The organism is Malonomonas rubra DSM 5091 (genome assembly GCF_900142125.1).
Taxonomy (GTDB): domain Bacteria; phylum Desulfobacterota; class Desulfuromonadia; order Desulfuromonadales; family Geopsychrobacteraceae; genus Malonomonas; species Malonomonas rubra.
Genome location: NZ_FQZT01000005.1, coordinates 18,305 through 36,045, shown reverse-complemented (window position 1 = coordinate 36,045; position 17,741 = coordinate 18,305). Strand labels below are relative to the sequence as shown.

Sequence of the window (17,741 nt, the reverse complement as noted above, 5' to 3'; positions counted from 1 at the left end):
CAGTCAGCAGGAATTTACCATTTACGCCTTATCGCTCGCCGCTGATTCAACCCCGATGGATAGATAACAATCGGAATTGCCTTTGGCTGCAAGCCTCTGACAACGATATCGGGCCATGGCTTAAGTTGCCAAGCCGTAGCATGTGCCGCCTTTGCAACGCTGGTAGAAGCATGATCTGCCAGCTCCAGCAGTCGCCGGATCCGTTCGCGGGTCGGTGGGTGGGTCCGCAGCCAGTCGGGCAGCATCCGGTAATTTCTTAAAAATCGCTGCATAAAACCACCGACCGATCGCTCGATCTTCTGCAGGGCACTGGCCAGGCCGTGCGGATCTCCAGTCAACTCTGCAGCCCCAAGGTCAGCACTAAATTCACGCACCCGTGACAAACCAAGCTGTGCCAGGGAGCTGACCTGCGGCGCAAAAACCAGCAGGAGAACCAGACCCCAGTTGATACTCTCTCCGGAGAAAAGAACTAATGGCAAGTTGAGCAACAACAGGACCTGACCAAACAGAGACAAGCTGCCGGTCAAACGTGCAGCGAGATCAGCAAGCCGCATGACGCAAATGTCGTCATTGCGCAGGTGGCTTATCTCGTGGGCAATAACCCCTGCCATCTCGCGCCGGTTGAGCAATTGCAGCAAACCATCCGACACGGCGATGACTGGCTCATGACGGCTGCCGCTCGCAAGAGCGTTCGGCTGACGTGTCGGCAGAAGATAGAGCTCCGGTGAGCGCTCTAATCCTGCGACCTGCGACAAACCATCCGTGAGGTTGTAAAGCTCCTGATTCTGCCGCCTGCTTAATGGCCGCGCACCCGACAGCTTCATAAACAGGTGGGGCGACTGGGCTGGTGCCAACAACAACATAATTGTAGTCAGCACCAGCAACCAGACAGTCATTGCAGATCCCCAGACCAACCAGCCGACCAGGAACAGGTAACTGCCGAGAAAAACGAGCAGCAAGGCGGTCTGCACGCGGTTCTGCCAACTGTGACGGAACCAGTCTTTTTTGTTGATCGGGGACCTGCGGAACATCAGCTTTTTCCTTTCTGTCAGCCCGGACAGTCATCAGGCTGCTCAGGCCGCGTTGTTCTTTTTGTTTGTTACGTCTTCAAATTCAGCGTCGATGACGCCATCCTCTGTATGGCCGCTAGGGGCTGACTCCTGCGCGTCGGGATCAGCCTGAGCATAAAGCTGCTCAGCCAGCTTGGCCGATGCAGCACTCAGCTCCTGGCTCTTGGTCTCGATGGCGTTTCTATCATCGCCTTTGAGCGCCGCTTCAAGCTCGTTGATCAGGCTCTCGATGCTTGCCCTGTTGCTGCTGTCAACCTTGTCGCCGACATCAGCCAGGGTCTTGCGGGTTGCATGTACCAGGGCTTCACCCTGATTTCGGGCGCTGACCAGTTCGTGGAATTTGCGGTCTTCTTCTGCATGGGTTTCCGCTTCGTTCACCATCCGCTCGATTTCCTCTTCACTCAGCCCGCTCGAAGCCTTGATCACCACCGACTGCTCTTTGCCGGTCACCTTGTCCTTGGCAGAAACGTTGAGGATACCGTTGGCATCGATATCAAACTTGACCTCGATCTGCGGTATACCCCGCGGCGCCGGGTTGATCCCTTCCAGGTTGAACTGGCCGAGCGACTTGTTGTAGGCCGCCTGCTCCCGCTCTCCCTGCAGCACATGCACGGTCACGGCCGACTGGTTATCTTCAGCAGTCGAGAACACCTGGCTGGCCTGCGCCGGGATGGTTGTGTTCTTTTCGATCAGCCTGGTCATCAAGCCACCAAGGGTCTCGATGCCGAGGGAAAGCGGGGTGACATCCAGCAACAACACGTCGTTGACACTGCCGCCGAGCACACCACCCTGAATAGCGGCACCGATTGCCACAGCTTCGTCAGGGTTGACGTCTTTGCGCGGCTCTTTGCCGAAAAAATCCTTCACCTTCTGCTGTACCAGCGGCATGCGGGTCTGGCCGCCGACCAGAATCACGCTGTCGATCTCGCTTGCCTTCATGCCGGCATCTTTGAGCGCCTGCTGGCAGGGTTCGATTGTCTTCTCGACCAGCTCGCTGACAAGTGATTCGAAACGGGCCCGGCTGATCTTCATATTCAGATGCTTCGGGCCGCTGGCGTCAGCACTGATAAAAGGCAGATTGATATCGGTCTGCTCTGTTGTGGACAGTTCGATTTTGGCTTTCTCGGCCGCCTCTTTCAGCCGCTGCAGGGCCATCTGGTCACCTCGCAGGTCAATCCCCTGCTCTTTTTTGAATTCATCGCAGATGAACTCGATCAGCCTGGTATCGAAATCCTCCCCGCCGAGAAAGGTATCGCCATTGGTTGCCAGCACTTCGAATTGCTGCTCGCCATCGACATCGGCAATTTCGATGATCGAAACATCAAAAGTACCGCCGCCGAGATCGTAGACCACCACGGTTTGATCACCTTTTTTATCCAGCCCGTAAGCCAGGGCGGCTGCGGTCGGTTCGTTGATGATCCGCTTGACATCGAGCCCGGCGATCTTGCCGGCATCTTTGGTCGCTTGCCGCTGAGAATCGTTAAAATACGCGGGAACAGTAATCACCGCTTCTGAAACGCTTGTGCCTAAATAATCTTCAGCAGATTTCTTCATTTTCTGCAGAATTTTCGCCGAGATCTCCTGTGGCGACAATTCCTTGCCGGCCACCTTGACCCAGGCATCGCCGTTACCCGCTTTAACAATCTGGTATGGCACCATGCCTTTGTCTTTTTCCACCATCGGATCATCATGGCGACGTCCGATCAGGCGCTTGATGGCAAACAGAGTATTCTCCGGGTTGGTAACGGCCTGACGCTTGGCGGTCTGTCCGACCAGAACTTCTTTATCGGCCGAGTAAGCAACGATAGATGGAGTTGTCCGCGCCCCCTCGCTGTTCTCAATAACTTTGGGTTTTCCCCCTTCCAGAATGGAAACACATGAATTAGTGGTTCCCAGGTCGATGCCGATTATCTTGCTCATTTTTCTTTTCCTCCTTCGTTTTGTTTTCTCTTGGGGACCGGGCCCCAAGCTCGTTGGTTTTATCTGCTGATAGAGAGTTAAATCAAAGGCCATGCCAACTGTAGAACCGCAGAAACAGGGCCTTTGTGATTTCGCTCTGAGAGTTGCGACGTCACAGCTGTCGCAGGAAATGTCGCATGCGACGATAGTTGCGACAGCTTGTCCGAAATGAGCATTTCAAGCTTGCGCTCGTGGACCACAACTCCCTGAAACTTATGAATAAAAAACTTTTGTCAGTTCTCTTTCCGTTGGCACGGGATTTGTTATTTCGATGGTTAAACCACGGCAACCGGAGCAGAAAACTTTTTTAAAAGGAGGAGAAAATGGCTGGATTAGATCTGTTTCAAGAGATGGATATGTTGCGCAGAGAAATCGATCATGCTTTCAGGGGCCTCGGCAGGGGCTCAGCGTTTCTTCCCGGGATTGGAACCGGCGAATATCCACGCATTAACCTGAGCGAAGACGACAACAACTATTATGTTGAAGCCTTGGTCCCCGGCATCAATCCAAAAGATCTGGACCTGAACCTGATGCGCGGAGCACTGACCCTAAGCGGTGAGCGCAAAGCTGATGATCAAAAGGAGCGGACCTGGCATCGGCATGAACGCGGCTCAGGCAAATTTATGCGCACCATCGAGCTTCCAGATTCCATCGACGGTTCCAAGGTCGATGCCGAGTATCGTAACGGGGTGCTCCTGATCACTCTGCCGAAACCGCAAAGTGAACAGCCGAAGAAAATCTCGGTGCGGGCAAGCTGATCGGGAAAAAACTTAAAGAACCTGAAAGAGAGGAGGATAGAACCATGGCAGCTCAAGAGATGGCCAAGCGGCAGGAAACAACTCCAAGTCAGCACGAGGAAACCAGAACCCTGGGTCGGGTCTGGACACCGGCAGTCGATATTTTTGAATCTGACGACAAAATCATTCTGGTCGCCGATATGCCTGGCGTCGACAAGAACGGGCTCGACATCAACCTGGAAAAAGGGGTGCTCACGATCAACGGCGAGGTTTCGATAGAAAAACGTGGGAAGCCAGTACTTCGTGAATTCTCAGCGGCGAACTACTACCGCCAATTCAAGATTTCGGAGCAGATCGATGCCGAGAAAACCACGGCGGACCTGAACAACGGAGTCCTGACACTGGATATTCCGAAAGCTGAATCAGCGAAACCGAAAAAGATTGAAATCAGGCATTAAGAAGGTGGCACCTTGAGACAATCGGCCCCTGGAATTTCCAGGGGCCTGTTTTTTACCTCTGCATGTCCACAATGCTGACATCGGATGTCAAAAAATCCTGGCGTTTAATTTTAAGCTTTTTAATGCGGCTTTGCAGAGTTGTAGGTTTCATCCCAAGCAGGGCGGCGGCACCATTTTCGCCGTAGATTTTTCCTGCCGTCTGGCTGAGAGCATTTTCAATGTGCCTTTTTTCAACAGCAACCATGCTTGGAAACCTCGACCGAGATTCAGCTGGCGCGACCTGAAAACTGTCTAACGGATCTGTTTCTGGCACAAGAGCACTAGGGTACAGACCCAAATGATGGCAGCCGATCTCTTTCCCTTTTGCCAGCAGGACCCCTCGGCTGATAGCGTTCTGCAGCTCACGCACATTGCCGGGCCAAGGGTATCTCAACAATCCTTCTAGTGCTTCTTCGCTGATATCCGGTGTGCGGATTTTGGCTTTACGAGCTTCTTGCTGGGCAAAGTGCCTGGTCAGAGGGATAATGTCTTCTTTCCGCTGGCGCAGGGGTGGAAGCTCAAGGGGATAGACCCCCAATCGGTAATATAGGTCCTCGCGAAACAGTCCTTCTTGGACCCTTTTCTTCAAATCCATGTGGCTGGCTGCAATGATACGCACATCGCATGAGCGCGTAGTTTCACCGCCAATCCGCTCGAAAGTTCCTTCCTGCAGAGTTCTGAGCAACTTCGGCTGAATTTCCATTGGCAAATCGGCAATCTCATCCAGAAACAACGTGCCTCCATCTGCGATTTCAAAGCGACCTTTGCGCTGAGCGATCGCCGAGGTGAAAGCCCCTTTTTCGTGACCGAAAAGTTCGCTTTCCGCCAAACTGGCATTCAACGCCGAGCAATTCAGGGTGATAAACGGCTTGTCATTCCGTGGACTGAGCTTGTGGATGGTTCGAGCCACCTGCTCTTTGCCAGTCCCGGTTTCGCCATGAATCAGGACCGGCAGATCGGATTCTGCGACAATCTTCACCTGATCAATTACCCGGGACCAGGCAGGAGAATCGCCGCGGATATTTTTAAGTTGTGGAGATTCACGGGTCAGCAGCAGGTTACGCTCCCGGGTTAAATCACGTCTGAGGGTGTCTTGATACTGGCTAGATTCATTCTGGGCGATAATGACTGCAATCAGGCGTGAGATGGTTCCGATAAATTTAACAATTGCCGGGGAAAACATATTGCAAACGCTGTGATCCAGGGTCATCAGGCCGATGGGAGCATCCTGAAAATAAAGCGGGGCAACCAGGCATGAATGTCCCTCTGGCAGATCCATCAAGTCTTCATAGGTATCTTCGTGTTCTTCTTGTTCAGCGAACAGATAGGGCTGATCGAATCGGATAATGCGGGCAAGATCCCTGCGGCGGCTGAGATCGACGCTGAAATCTTTAATCCGCTCATTAGCCAAAGGGCCCTGAGCTTTTTGTACTGTCAGGGTGTTGCTTTCTGTCAATTTCAGAATGACCGCCAGCTCGTAGTCAACCAAATCGCGCAACGCAGTAAGAATCAGTTCCAAAATCTTATCAGACGAGCTAGGGACAAGACGCTTCCTATCCATGCATCCTCCATCCAACGAAATATCGTTATCTGCAAATAAACACCGAAATAACGTTTATAAAACAACGCAATATCGGTGAAAGTCAAGGCAAAGAGGCTGATCCGGACCCAGCAAAAGAACGCAAATACCTATTTTTACAGAGCTTAAAGAAAAAATAAATAGTGTGGCATGCCACTTGCTCAAAGCAAAAACAGAAAACGGATACAGGGGGCGCCCCTTAATCCCAAAAGGACTTGTCAAAAAAATTTCGTTCAGGAGGGCTGTCATGCCATGTGACACAACAAAAATCATTGAAGACTCTGAGCCAATTGTTACCGAAAACCAACCCGAACAGGAGAAAAAGAAGATGAGCTCGACATTAGTTATGCGCCGCATGCCGGAATTTGAAATGGAAGCTTACAATGCCGCAACAGGTCACTACACAACGATTTCCAGTGAAGAGCTGAAAGGCAAATGGGCTGTCGTTTGTTTCTACCCAGCCGATTTTACCTTTGTCTGCCCAACGGAAATTGCTGCAATGAATTCCCAGCTCGACAAGCTGAATGAGCTTGGCGTAGTTGTTGTTCCAATTTCAGGAGACACCAAGTTCAGCCACAAGCGTTTTGCCGAGACAGAGCCTTTGCTGAAAGACCTGAAACTGACCATGGGCGCCGACAACACCGGCAATGTTGCACGCAAATTTGGCGTCTGGATCGAGCAGGAGGGCGTTGCACTGCGCGGGCGTTTTATCATCAACCCAGATGGCGTTGTCGTTGCTGAAGAAACCGTTGCCGACGCCGTCGGCCGAAGTGTCATTGAGCTGATCCGTCAAATTGAAGCATGGCAACACGCCTACAGCACAGGAGAGGTTTGCCCAGCAAACTGGCGTAAAGGGAAGAAAACCCTCCCTGTAAATACCGATGTAGAACAGATGACGGGTAATGTCGGTGACTATATCACGCTGGAAGAGATTCTTGCGTAACAAGCTATACTGTAATGAGGTGCGCTAAATAATTGCGCAGGCTTCTTGCCAAACATCGGCATAAGGTACAATGACTCAAAGATGAGTGCCTTATGCCGATTTCTCAAGCCAACTGAGGTCGCCTCTGACTGTAAAGCGACCGGTTGAATCAGCTTGATTTACGATCACCCTGAACATGGAAGGAGAAAATCGAAAATGCTAGATTTGTCGACCAAATTTATGGGACTGAGTTTAAAAAACCCGATTATCGCCGGCAGCTCAGGACTTTCCAGTTCAGTAGCCGGCATCAAAAAACTCGAAGAAGGGGGCGCAGGAGCCATTGTGCTCAAGTCAATCTTCGAGGAGGAAATTCTTCACGAGATGAATGATCTCATGAAAGATCTCCCCGAAACCAGTCGCTACCTGGAACGTTTCGATACTCTCGATTTGGATCTCAAAAGCGAAAACCTGAAAAAATATAAGAGCCTAATCAGTGATGCAAAAAGTGCGGTAGCGATTCCGATCGTGGCAAGTATCAACTGTACATACTCATACGACTGGATCGAATACGCAGAGCATCTTGAATCTGCAGGCGCTGATGCCCTTGAATTGAACATGTTTTTTCTGCCTACAGACCTGGAACGCAGTGCTGACGAGATGGAACGCGCGTATTTCAATGTTATCGAGAAGGTCCTCAATAAAGTTTCCATCCCGGTAGCATTGAAGATCAGCCCGTACTTCACCTGTCTTGGCCAGACAATTCAGAAGCTCTCCACGCAGGGGATCTCGGGCTTAACCCTCTTCAACCGCTTCTACAGTCCGGACTTCGACATCGAGGAACTCAAAGTGACGCAGAACAATATTTTGAGCACACCCGGAGATTTGGCCATATCGCTGCGTTGGATGGCTCTTATGTCGCAGAAGGTGGATTGTGACCTTGCCGCGTCCACCGGTGTTCATGACGGAGAAGCCGTCATCAAACAATTGCTGGCGGGCGCACAGGCGGTACAGGTCGTTTCGACCCTGTACAAGAACGGCCCGTTCTACATCCAAACCATGCTGGATCAGCTTAAAGACTGGATGACCCGGCACGGTCACAGCAAGCTTGAAGATTTCCGTGGGAAAATGAGTCAGAACAAGAGCACTAATCCGGCGACTTACGAAAGAGTCCAGTTCATGAAGTACTTCAGCGGATATGAAGAAATTTTGTAGCCATTGACATTACTCACTGGAATTTCTAGCCGTTTCTCTTGCAGAGGTGAAAACTGAATATCGGGAGGAAAGATGAACTTATCCATTTTTAACGCACGCTGGAATCCTTATGTGGCAGGTGCATTGGTCGGTGTTTTAGCCGTTCTTTCCGTTGTCGTCACAACGCTCGTGCTTGAAAAGCCTAAATATCTCGGGGCCTCGACGACATTTGTCCGGGCGGCTGGCTTTATCGAAAAAACCGTGGCAGAAGAGCACGTCGCACAGAACAGTTATTTCAATTCGAAAAAAGTTAAAGTCGATTGGCAGATGCTGTTTGTTGGCGGTGTTTTTATCGGGGCATTTGCTGCTGCAAGATTCGGTAAGACAAGCAAACTCGAAACGGTCCCACCCATATGGGAACAACGCTTTGGACCCAGCGCAACAGTTCGAGCGGTGGGTGCCTTCTTCGGCGGGATGGTTTTGATGTTCGGTGCTCGACTGGCAGGCGGATGCCCCAGCGGCCATGGCCTTTCAGGGAATATGCAGCTGGCGGTCAGCGGACTCATGGCGCTCGTTTTCTTTCTTGTCGGCGCTATCGTAACGGCCCGGTTTGTTTATGGTCAAGGAGGTCAATGATGGAACAGATCATCGGCTTGATTACAGGTATCCTGTTTGGTTTTTTGCTGCAGAAAGGCGAAGTTCTGCGATTTGAAAAACAAGTCGGCTTCATGCTGCTTAAAGATATGACCATTATTAAGTTCATGTTTACCGCCGTCCTGGTCGGCATGGTTGGCATTTACGCCTTCTCTGCCGCCGGTGTTATCAGTCTGAGTTTGAAAGCAACCAATGTCGCTGCCATAATCATCGGCGGATTAATGTTTGGTATTGGATGGGCTTTCGCCGGCTACTGCCCGGGGACATCGGTCGGGGCATTAGCTGAAGGGCGGATCCATGCTGTCTGGGCGATCCTCGGCATGCTACTTGGTGCTGCAATTTATGCCGAAGCTTACCCTGTGTTGAAAAAAACCATTTTGGCTTGGGGCAACTACGGAAAAATCACCCTTCCTCAGGTTCTGGGGATATCACCCTGGCCAGTCATCGGAGTCTTTATTGTGTTCGGCGTGGTGATGCTTTCCTGGTTTGAAAAGAAAAATCTCTAGATTGCAAAAGGTCTCCGGCTAAAGTTACAGGCCGACGGTCCATCTGTTTAAAAATCCCTCTTTCTCAGCAGAGTTAGAGGGATTTTTACTTAATATGGCGAGTCGCTGAAAAAGAAGGTCGAGATGAAAACAGAAATTTCTTTAACGCGCAATTTCAGATACGCTCAAATACAATAAAACAAGAAGAGCCCAGCTCAACCAGCTTGCACTTTTGAAAACCATGCTGCTCTATTCCAGCAATGATTGTTTCCGGTGTCAGGCGCAAATGCAACGGCTGATCTGGAGAAACATTTTCCTGGCAACGTTCAACGATACCCAACCTTCCGGCAAAGCGTAGAACCCGATATATTTCTCCGAACAGGACATCCCAACGATCATCAAGCCCGGGCATGTGGAGAACCGCAGACACCAGGCAACTGTCAACACCCTGATCAGCTAACGCCAACGGCGTTCCAAGTTCACCCAACTGCGCAGAAATGTTTTCAATACCCAGACTTTCAGCTTTTCTTTTTACTTGCCTGATCATGAAGGGATCGCGATCCAACGCGATGACTGCCCCCTGTGTATCGACCCGTTTAGCTGCGAGCATGGCATACTCCCCCGGCCCGCAACCAGCGTCTAAAAAACAATCCCCTGCCTTAAGGTTGAGTTCATCAAAGATAAACTCCGGCGATCGGACACCAAAACCACATGCCACTTCAGTTTCCACATCACAAGAATGGGGAGCTGATATCACACGCCAGCAAGCCTTCTTTGAAGTCTGCTTCTGATCTCCTGAAACCAACTATTCCTCCATTCGCTCATCTGAAATTCGAAAGTTCGGTGACCAATCTCTAAAGGTCTGCTTCTAGGTGATATTAAATAATGTCGCAACAATGCTGGATGTGCTAGGCATAAAAAAACAGGGAGCTGCGAAAAAGTTCGCAACCCCCTGTTTTTTATTAATGGCGGAGGCAGATGGGAATCGAACCCACCCGGGACGGGATACGCCCCACATCGGTTTTGAAGACCTTTTCAGATAGTTGTCGACGATCATAATCCCTGCAAAAACAGCTAGTTACAAAGAATGAAAAGTCGTGAAAAATTATTGAGTGCCGCAAAATTGGCGCAGCGGGAACTCCAGGGAATCAGAGGGAACTATTTTTTGAACTGTCACAACAATGGAGCAGAGAGGCCATCCAGAAAAGCTCTCTCGCGAATGAGACTTTCTTGAAACATTGAACCGTTGATCGAGATGAAACTTTCCATCTGGAGGCATCGATCCTATGTAGAAAATTGCAATTTAATGTCAGATTCGGGCTTCTCGAAAATCTATTTCTCGAACCTCCATCGCCAAATCATCTCCCTCGACAACGCAGAAAAAAGACAAATTTTTACAAAAAAACCGACAAAAGCCGCAAAATTGCCCTTTATTGATCACTTTTTTCAGATTTTCTATGTTGAAATTAAGAAATGCGGAGATTTGACGAAAAAGAGCAAAAAGTCCAAAAGGTTTTTACGGTGGAGCCTGTTAGGACAGAAAAAAAATCAGCCTTTAAGTTCATAGATCATTTAAATGAATTCCCACCATTTATTGCCAGGAATGATATAGAAAAATATTTTCCTTTTGTAAGTAAAAAGACATTAGCAAACAGAAAAAGTCTAGGAATGTCTGTTCCTAAATCAGTTAAATGCCTTAATTCAGTCGTTTACGAGACAAAAAGCTTCTTAGAGTGGCTTGACAGCCTGACTGAAGAAGTAAATAAAGAGCCTCTTTCTAAATCAGATACTAAAATAAAAACACCAAGAAGGGGAAGGAAAACTAAATTAAAACAGGTGCAAGAACGTCGTGGGAATATCTAATTATTCATAAAGAGAAGGGTGTGTTTATGATTTATGAGCTATTTGAGTGTTTGAGAGAAATCGGAATTGTTTACCCTGAGAACCTACCGCTGGACGGCGAAGTCCATCTATTCAATGTTGCCGGGAAAAAGGGCTTAGGTTGGATAATCGCAACAGAAAACTTCGCGTTTTATGATTCTCCGCTAACTTCATCTGTCATGGCATGGAACATGAGAAACATCAGGCCATATCCGGCTCCTTACAGAAAACGAATTTGTACTTTTGTTGTAGAAGCCAACCGCCTGAAAAAAATGCAAAGGGCAGAAATGAAGAAAAATGGAAAACTTGCAGAACTCAAAACCCCGGCTGAAGATAAAAAGTATGAATTTCTTGATAAGGAACAAGTTCTTGTGGACCGTGAACTATACCAGGTCCCCATCCAGTCTTTATTGCCAGACCCTGATCGGCTAAATAATGCATTTAAAACAGATGTTTTGGATGGGTTGAGATTATCTATTGCGAAATCTGGAGTCTTGCGTCCAGTGAGATTTCGTATGGATACCGAAGGATATTTGATTTTAGCCGCCGGTAGTCACCGTCTTGTGGCCGCTCAGGATGCTGGCCTGGAAAAGATTCCAGCAATCTTTATGGCAAGCCTATCTTCGAACGTAATGTCTTTGGTTAAGCAATTAAATAACGGAACCTTGAGCCCAATAGCTGAAGCAGAAGCATTATTGCGTCTGAAAAATGAAGGGGGACTCAAATCACTTGAAGTCGCTGATCTGATCAATAGGGCTGAGTCGACAGTCTGCGAAATATTGAGCCTTAATCGGCTACCTAAAGCCATTAAAGAAGTGTGTCGGAACGACAAAAAGATTCCCCGTAGCGCTTTGGTTCAGATTGCTCGGGTTGGTAGTGCGGAAGAGATGATAGACCTTTTCAATAGATACCGAAGGGGGGATATGGCGATCAATGACTTGCGGCATGCTGTCAACCAAATAAAATCGCCAATTACATTGCAAAAAAATATTGAAATCCTGCGCACCCGATTGGCGAAAACCGATCTCGAAACCTTCGGTAACAAACGGACTGGCATTGAGGCGAAGTTGCGAAAATTGACCTCAACAGTTCAAGGTTTATTGTCACCTTAAGCCAATGGAGATCGATTTCGGTGCGCCGAAGGCCTCCTCAACGGATGCTCAATAGTACTGTTTGATATAGCTATAGGCCTTATCAAAGAGGTCTTGGTCTTTGATCTTGTACTTGACGTAAATCACCCTTCGAAGGGCTTTTTGGACTTCTCTTTCGCCGGCATTGGTATTTTGCCAGCCTGGAAAGCGAACGAGCCGAACGATTTCGTCAATGTCGGTTACAATTCGTTCGACAACAACCGGCGTGCTACCGGTTTTTACTTCGGCGAATAAATCCGAAAGTGCAGCTTTCGCCTTGTCTTGTTCGTCTTCAGTATCGACATCCTTTTCGGCCTCAACCACGTCCTTTGCTAAAGTCAGCAGTTCTTTAAGGAAGTCGAGACTATTGAGCAAACCTTGCTCGTGGCGCTCGCGGATCTTTTCCAGCCGCTCACCGAGCTTAACGAAGATTGGGTTTCCTTGGTGTTTACGCAGACGGGCGATCAGCTTGATTTCGATCTCCTTGCCCTTCTTTTTCGGGTCAGCAGCATTGAGTAGCTCTTCGAGAACTTCGGCATCCATTACCAAGGTTTCGAGGTCATCACGAATTGCGTCGATATGAACATTTTCGTGGACGAGTTCGATGGTTTTTGCTCCAAGGGTGTGCCAAAGCAGTTTGCCATGGCCGCTTGGCGGTTTGACCGATTCGTATACCTGAGTCAGCCATTTGTAGTCCTCTTTGTAAGGGCCTAAGCAAGCATCGGGTGAAAGCGCCTCCCAGATTTTAGAGAGAACGGAAAATTCGGCGGCGAATTTATCACGAATTTCGTTGTTCGGTAGGCAATCCTGCGCAGCCATCAACCCTTCGTAGCCGCCAACCGCCCGATCAACATCAGGGAAGAAAGCCAGGCACTTCGTCATGAAAATCGGTAGCTCTTTTTTCAGTTCGTCGAGATTCGTAATGACCTTCTGTACTGCTTTTTCGTCGAAGTCGAGGGCGGTAGCTACATCATCGAAGATCCCTAGATAGTCAACGATCAAGCCATGGGTCTTGCCAGGGTAAACCCGGTTGGTTCGGCAGATTGCCTGCAAAAGGTTGTGGTCGCGCATCGGCTTGTCGAGATACATCGATTGCAGAATCGGTGCGTCGAAGCCAGTGAGCAGCTTCGAGGTAACGATCAGGAACTTCAGTGGGTCGCTGGGGTCACGAAAGCGGTCGAGAAGTTTTTCTTCTTCGTCCTTTGAAATCTTCCATTCGGCGTACTCGTCCCCCTTGCCACCCTTGGTGTGCATAACTATGGCACTGACATCCGGCCCGATCAGTTCATCCATCGCACGCTTGTAGAGCACACAGCATTCCCGGTCGAAAGTGACGACCTGTGCCTTGAATCCGTTCGGCTCTATCTTTTCCTGATAATGATCAACGATGTGCTGGCAGATCGCTTGTACCCGTTCCGGCGACTTGATAAGTATCGCCATTTTGGCGGCACGTTTCGCTAAATCATCCTTGTCCTGCTCATCCAGCTGATCGGTGAGGTTCTCGAACGCTTCATCGATCGCAACCTTATCGACGTGTAGCTTCACATCCACAGCCTCGAAATGAAGAGGCTTGGTTGCTTTGTCGCGAATCGAATCCTGAAACGAGTAGCGGCTTAAGTAACCCTGGTCATCCTCTTCTGCCCCAAAGGCCCAGAAGGTATTGCGGTCCCTTTTGTTGATCGGGGTTCCGGTTAAACCGAAGAGGAAGGCATTCGGCAGTGCCTCGCGCATTTTACGCCCCAGGTCACCCTCTTGCGTTCGGTGGGCTTCGTCAACCATGACGATGATGTTAGAGCGATCGTTTAGCTGTCCATCCGCTTCGCCAAATTTATGGATGGTCGTGATAATGATCTTGCGGATATCCTGCCCCAGCAGGGCTTGTAACTCTTGTCGAGTCGAGGCACCAATCATGTTCGGAATGTCGGCAGCATTGAAGGTGGCGGTGATCTGGGTGTCCAAATCGATCCGATCAACAACGATCATAACTGTCGGATTCCGCAGCTTTTGGTGCATTCGGAGCTTCTGGGCCGCAAATACCATCAATAACGACTTGCCCGATCCCTGAAAATGCCAGATCAAACCTTTCTTCGGATAGCCATTGATAACCCGATCGACCATCAGGTTTGCAGCTTCATACTGCTGATATCGACAAATGATTTTGATTCGCCGGTGCTTCTTGTCTGTGGCAAAGAGAGTGAAGTTCTGCAGAATGTCGAGCACGATCTCAGGGCGAAGCATGTTTTTTGCTACTCGTTGTACATCTGCCAGAGTTCCTTCAGATTTGTTGTCCGGATCGTGCCAGGGCCCCCAAATATCAATCGGCATGCGGATCGAACCGTAACGAAAACATTTTCCTTCGGTAGCGAAGGAGAAAACATTCGGTACGAACATCTGCGAAACGCTCTTTTCGTAACCGTTATGGATGTCGTTGGCACCATCCACCCAGGTCACTGCCGGCCGAACCGGTGTCTTCGCTTCCCCAATGACAAGAGGCAGGCCGTTGACCAGTAGTACAATGTCAAAACGCCTGCCTCCTTCTTTGGTTGGATAAACCCACTGGCTGGTGATGATGAACTCGTTCTTTGATAGATCATCGAAGTCGATCAACCTGACTTGGGTGTGCTCCCCTTTGTCACCGAAGGGCATGGTTTTTTCGCCACGAAGCCATTCGGTAAAGAGTTCGTTGGCCCGAACCAGGCCTTCGCTTTGCACAGACAGAGGAATTGTGCGAATTCGGTAGAGAACTTCGTCGGCTCGATCAGGCTGGTATTTGATTTCAGGGTTCAGCCGGATGAGGGCGTCACGTACATGTTTTTCAACGAAGACGTCCGAATATTGACGGGGCAAATCGTCAGCGGGGATGAATTTCCAACCCTCAAACTCATTACCGTAAAGAGCGTTTTCTTCGGAAACGATGTCCACATTTTCATTACGAGAGAGCGTATCGAGAATCAATTGTTCAACGGTGTTTTCTTCGTTGAAGTAAGCCATTCGTATCCCCCTCACGCCAAAGTTGAAAGCTTCGTACTCGTTAATCGTGCCAGAATCTCTTCTGTACCCAACTGGGTTTCAGTAAGCTTTCGTGCAGCAAACTCTCTCCACTCAATGATTCCTGGTGATTGGAAAGCATCCCAGAGAACACGTATGGTTGTCATGCATTCTTCAGAGAATTTTTTGAATTCGTCAACGCTTATGTAAAACACATCGCCAGTATGAGGCGTAGCGGCATGATGCAACTTGTCAGAACTCGAACACATTACGACCGAGAAATTTACTCCGGGATGTTCTTCCGAAAGCGTGTCTGGGTGAGCTTTCGCTTGTAGAGTTTTATCCTTAGAGACAACCGGGTTGTCCCCAGTTGCAGTGTAGTCCTCAAAGACAATGCCTTGTCGTCCAAAAATCCACCAAGGATCTGGGTCACCTGAACGCTCAGTGTTGCCAGATTCAAACCCTAGGATGCGTCCAAGTTTAACTTGCGCTTCCTCGAAGGGCTTTGATTCAGAACTTGCAAGTCCATCTCGAATCGCCTGTAAATATCTATCAACCTTCAAACTTCCGGACTTGCCAAACTTTTCCAGCACGCCTTCAATACGCTCAATACGCTCTCCATAAATGACCTCAACTGGGACTTCAGTTGACTGAGCAGAGATTAGTTTTTGCATCTGCTTAAGCCATGGCAATGTACTGGCACATGAAAATGCTGATGAAAAGTGGCTTTGGGCGACCTGTGGTTGATTTGAGAGATAGGCAGCAGAACCTGCGAGGTAGTTCCAAAGAGCAGAATAGCCCTTCAGTTCATGTCCTCCCGCAAGGCAGGCAAGAACGTCTTTGGCGGAAGACAGGGCGCTTTCAAAATCCCCAGACCAGAGAGCATCTTGGAATTTAACCTCATGGGAAACAGAGTTACCGAGCGGCTCTGCAGAGGGTAGGGGTGATTGAGTCAGTTCATCCCTTGTTTCCAATATGTGCCCATCGGCTGACTTCCACTCGGGCCCGTGGTCAATAAAAATATCAATATTATTACTTAACTCCAGGGGGTTATCGACGTTTGACTGCTCAACGCCAAAATTGACTTCCGCTTGTAATTCTGGATGTAAGGTGTCTCTATTTTCTGGCCTGTGAAAATACTGATGGACTTTATCACCGATGATGACCACAAGGGCGTAGTCGGTTGAGGAGCGGGTGCACCTTCCTACTGCTTGAGTGACTCTTGTGCGAATACGAACATTGAATAGAACAGATCCGCCCAGGCGACTGATAATAAAGCGCTCTTGGAGGTTTGTTGACTCGGGCAGACCAAAAATCATTAAGTATCGACATTCGTCTCCGATCAAATCGATACCGTCATATCTGTTAGCCAGTATCGCAATTGCTGACTTTGCCTGGGTGAAAGACTTTTTGGACGCCTCTAGATTCGAGGCATTAAATTGCAAATGCTTTTGGGTTGCTGGGTTTGCTGTGATAAATCCTCTAACGATATCAGCAGCACGATTGCTTGGTGTGAGGATGAGGGATCTGTCAAATTTCCCTATCCAAGAAATGGCTTGTTGTAATGAGGTGGTTTCATCCCACTTCCGCATTGGGAAAACAAAGAATCGGCGTCCAATGCCCTGTTTTTCCCACCCCTCTGGTGCTGGAATTCTCTCGATTTTCTTACGACCAAAGATTCTTTCCAAGTCTCCACCTTCGCCAAGAGTAGCTGACATATAGATGCGCTGTCGCGCATTCTGGAAAGGTGAAAAACTTTTCGTGGGTGAAATAAGAGGTCGAATAAGGATTGATTGGCTAGTGTAGTAAAGATGACATGCATGTAAATGATCCTTGATCATTTGCCATCTGTAGCCGTATTCGTCAGGGCTATCTTCTCTATTGCACGCATTATCAATCGCAACGGTCAATGCTGTCTTGCAGGTGAACAGATAAGGTGTTGGGATTTTGTTGACAAAAGAAGTGTCAAGAGATCCGTCATTGACCTGATCGTAACGAAGCTGGTCATTGTCTGTCGTGTATTGCGCAATAACTTGCCAGATCGCATCGAAGGTTTTTTCGTCTTCATTACGACTGATTTCGAGCGACCAAAAGCTTGAAACGTAGTTTTCAGCGGCATGAGCATCGTCAAAAATGATGGTGTGAGCACCGTCGAAGAAGGGGTTCGTGTTGAATAGCGCGCTATAGGTGGCTATTCCAATGGCCTCACAATTGTTGAAGGCTGTTTTATCGGCCATGGGAAATTGACGGGCAGAGCCTGAAAAATCAAGTGCATTGATGCCATATTTTTCCTTGGCCTGCTCAACAACCTGGTGAACAAGTTGCTTGGTTGGACAAAGCAGGACACATCGCTCTCTTTTGGTTCTTCTCCGCCATTCCGCAATTAGCAGGCCAACCAAAGTCTTACCGCTACCGGTGGGGAGTTCAAGTGCTATGTCGTTTTTGTCGACATGCTCCATGTATTTACGAAGCATATCTGCTTGCTGCGCGAGAAGTCCCTCTACGGTACGATCTCGCAGGTCCCGGAATAACGTTTCTGGATCTTTTATGGATATTGAAGACTTGGAAGGTATTTTGAATGCCATTTTGCGCCCCCCTTGGGCAGTTATCTATAAACTGTGTAATCGTTGAGAGCTCCACCGTATAAA

14 protein-coding genes are annotated in these 17,741 nt (G+C 48.9%); 8 read left to right on the top strand and 6 right to left on the bottom strand.

Translation table 11 applies throughout. The features are described from left to right. Positions 1-14: 14 nt before the first annotated feature. Positions 15-1,031: a zinc metalloprotease HtpX gene (locus BUB13_RS08300; RefSeq protein WP_072907802.1), complete on the bottom strand. Its 1,017-nt coding sequence runs from the start codon at positions 1,029-1,031 to the stop codon at positions 15-17. Positions 1,032-1,073: 42 nt separating this feature from the next. Continuing rightward, positions 1,074-2,990 carry a molecular chaperone DnaK gene (gene dnaK / locus BUB13_RS08295; RefSeq protein ID WP_072907800.1) on the bottom strand — a complete coding sequence of 639 codons (1,917 nt, stop codon included), beginning with the start codon at positions 2,988-2,990 and terminating at the stop codon, positions 1,074-1,076. 362 nt (positions 2,991-3,352) lie between these two features. Between dnaK and BUB13_RS08290 the strand changes: the two genes are divergently transcribed. Together BUB13_RS08290 and BUB13_RS08285 are read left to right on the top strand one after the other, a co-directional pair. Next, entirely contained in the window at positions 3,353-3,787 is a 435-nt protein-coding gene (locus tag BUB13_RS08290) for an Hsp20/alpha crystallin family protein (protein WP_072907798.1), read from the top strand. Positions 3,788-3,831: 44 nt separating this feature from the next. Then, positions 3,832-4,224, top strand: coding sequence for an Hsp20/alpha crystallin family protein (locus tag BUB13_RS08285; RefSeq protein WP_072907796.1), 393 nt, complete (start codon positions 3,832-3,834; stop codon positions 4,222-4,224). A gap of 52 nt (positions 4,225-4,276) precedes the next feature. On the opposite strand, the gene BUB13_RS08280 is transcribed toward BUB13_RS08285, so the two are convergent. After that, a complete protein-coding gene (locus tag BUB13_RS08280; RefSeq protein WP_072907794.1) occupies positions 4,277-5,824 on the bottom strand; it encodes a sigma-54-dependent Fis family transcriptional regulator in 1,548 nt (515 codons plus the stop codon). A gap of 265 nt (positions 5,825-6,089) precedes the next feature. On the opposite strand from BUB13_RS08280, the gene BUB13_RS08275 reads away from it, so the two are divergent. The 4 genes from BUB13_RS08275 (at position 6,090) to BUB13_RS08260 (ending at position 9,115) form a co-directional block, all read left to right on the top strand. Next, complete coding sequence (locus BUB13_RS08275) at positions 6,090-6,785, top strand: peroxiredoxin (RefSeq protein WP_072907792.1); 696 nt, start codon at positions 6,090-6,092, stop codon at positions 6,783-6,785. A 195-nt stretch (positions 6,786-6,980) separates the two neighbouring features. Next, positions 6,981-7,976 carry a dihydroorotate dehydrogenase-like protein gene (locus BUB13_RS08270; RefSeq protein WP_072907790.1) on the top strand — a complete coding sequence of 332 codons (996 nt, stop codon included), beginning with the start codon at positions 6,981-6,983 and terminating at the stop codon, positions 7,974-7,976. Between the two features lie 72 nt (positions 7,977-8,048). After that, on the top strand, positions 8,049-8,591 hold the full coding sequence (locus BUB13_RS08265; RefSeq protein WP_072907788.1) for a YeeE/YedE thiosulfate transporter family protein: 543 nt from the start codon (positions 8,049-8,051) through the stop codon (positions 8,589-8,591). Next, positions 8,591-9,115, top strand: coding sequence for a DUF6691 family protein (locus tag BUB13_RS08260; RefSeq protein ID WP_084091881.1), 525 nt, complete (start codon positions 8,591-8,593; stop codon positions 9,113-9,115). The genes BUB13_RS08265 and BUB13_RS08260 overlap by 1 nt, the downstream gene beginning before the upstream one ends. A gap of 154 nt (positions 9,116-9,269) precedes the next feature. On the opposite strand, the gene BUB13_RS08255 is transcribed toward BUB13_RS08260, so the two are convergent. Further along, positions 9,270-9,899, bottom strand: coding sequence for a class I SAM-dependent methyltransferase (locus tag BUB13_RS08255; RefSeq protein WP_072907784.1), 630 nt, complete (start codon positions 9,897-9,899; stop codon positions 9,270-9,272). Between the two features lie 668 nt (positions 9,900-10,567). On the opposite strand from BUB13_RS08255, the gene BUB13_RS18770 reads away from it, so the two are divergent. Next, entirely contained in the window at positions 10,568-10,957 is a 390-nt protein-coding gene (locus BUB13_RS18770) for a hypothetical protein (RefSeq protein ID WP_139249336.1), read from the top strand. A gap of 26 nt (positions 10,958-10,983) precedes the next feature. After that, on the top strand, positions 10,984-12,087 hold the full coding sequence (locus BUB13_RS08245; RefSeq protein ID WP_139249335.1) for a ParB/RepB/Spo0J family partition protein: 1,104 nt from the start codon (positions 10,984-10,986) through the stop codon (positions 12,085-12,087). Between the two features lie 48 nt (positions 12,088-12,135). On the opposite strand, the gene BUB13_RS08240 is transcribed toward BUB13_RS08245, so the two are convergent. Together BUB13_RS08240 and BUB13_RS08235 are read right to left on the bottom strand one after the other, a co-directional pair. Then, entirely contained in the window at positions 12,136-15,096 is a 2,961-nt protein-coding gene (locus BUB13_RS08240) for a type I restriction endonuclease subunit R (RefSeq protein WP_072907778.1), read from the bottom strand. A gap of 11 nt (positions 15,097-15,107) precedes the next feature. Beyond that, positions 15,108-17,678 carry a DEAD/DEAH box helicase gene (locus tag BUB13_RS08235; protein WP_072907776.1) on the bottom strand — a complete coding sequence of 857 codons (2,571 nt, stop codon included), beginning with the start codon at positions 17,676-17,678 and terminating at the stop codon, positions 15,108-15,110. Positions 17,679-17,741 lie beyond the last annotated feature (63 nt).

Bases quoted from the DNA above. Each gene is read 5' to 3' on its own strand.
- dnaK (WP_072907800.1), bottom strand. From the start codon at position 2,990: ATGAGCAAGATAATCGGCATCGACCTGGGAACCACTAATTCATGTGTT.
- BUB13_RS18770 (WP_139249336.1), top strand. From the start codon at position 10,568: ATGCGGAGATTTGACGAAAAAGAGCAAAAAGTCCAAAAGGTTTTTACG.
- BUB13_RS08280 (WP_072907794.1), bottom strand. From the start codon at position 5,824: ATGGATAGGAAGCGTCTTGTCCCTAGCTCGTCTGATAAGATTTTGGAA.
- BUB13_RS08275 (WP_072907792.1), top strand. From the start codon at position 6,090: ATGCCATGTGACACAACAAAAATCATTGAAGACTCTGAGCCAATTGTT.
- BUB13_RS08285 (WP_072907796.1), top strand. From the start codon at position 3,832: ATGGCAGCTCAAGAGATGGCCAAGCGGCAGGAAACAACTCCAAGTCAG.
- BUB13_RS08260 (WP_084091881.1), top strand. From the start codon at position 8,591: ATGGAACAGATCATCGGCTTGATTACAGGTATCCTGTTTGGTTTTTTG.
- BUB13_RS08290 (WP_072907798.1), top strand. From the start codon at position 3,353: ATGGCTGGATTAGATCTGTTTCAAGAGATGGATATGTTGCGCAGAGAA.
- BUB13_RS08235 (WP_072907776.1), bottom strand. From the start codon at position 17,678: ATGGCATTCAAAATACCTTCCAAGTCTTCAATATCCATAAAAGATCCA.
- BUB13_RS08240 (WP_072907778.1), bottom strand. From the start codon at position 15,096: ATGGCTTACTTCAACGAAGAAAACACCGTTGAACAATTGATTCTCGAT.
- BUB13_RS08265 (WP_072907788.1), top strand. From the start codon at position 8,049: ATGAACTTATCCATTTTTAACGCACGCTGGAATCCTTATGTGGCAGGT.
- BUB13_RS08300 (WP_072907802.1), bottom strand. From the start codon at position 1,031: ATGTTCCGCAGGTCCCCGATCAACAAAAAAGACTGGTTCCGTCACAGT.
- BUB13_RS08245 (WP_139249335.1), top strand. From the start codon at position 10,984: ATGATTTATGAGCTATTTGAGTGTTTGAGAGAAATCGGAATTGTTTAC.
- BUB13_RS08270 (WP_072907790.1), top strand. From the start codon at position 6,981: ATGCTAGATTTGTCGACCAAATTTATGGGACTGAGTTTAAAAAACCCG.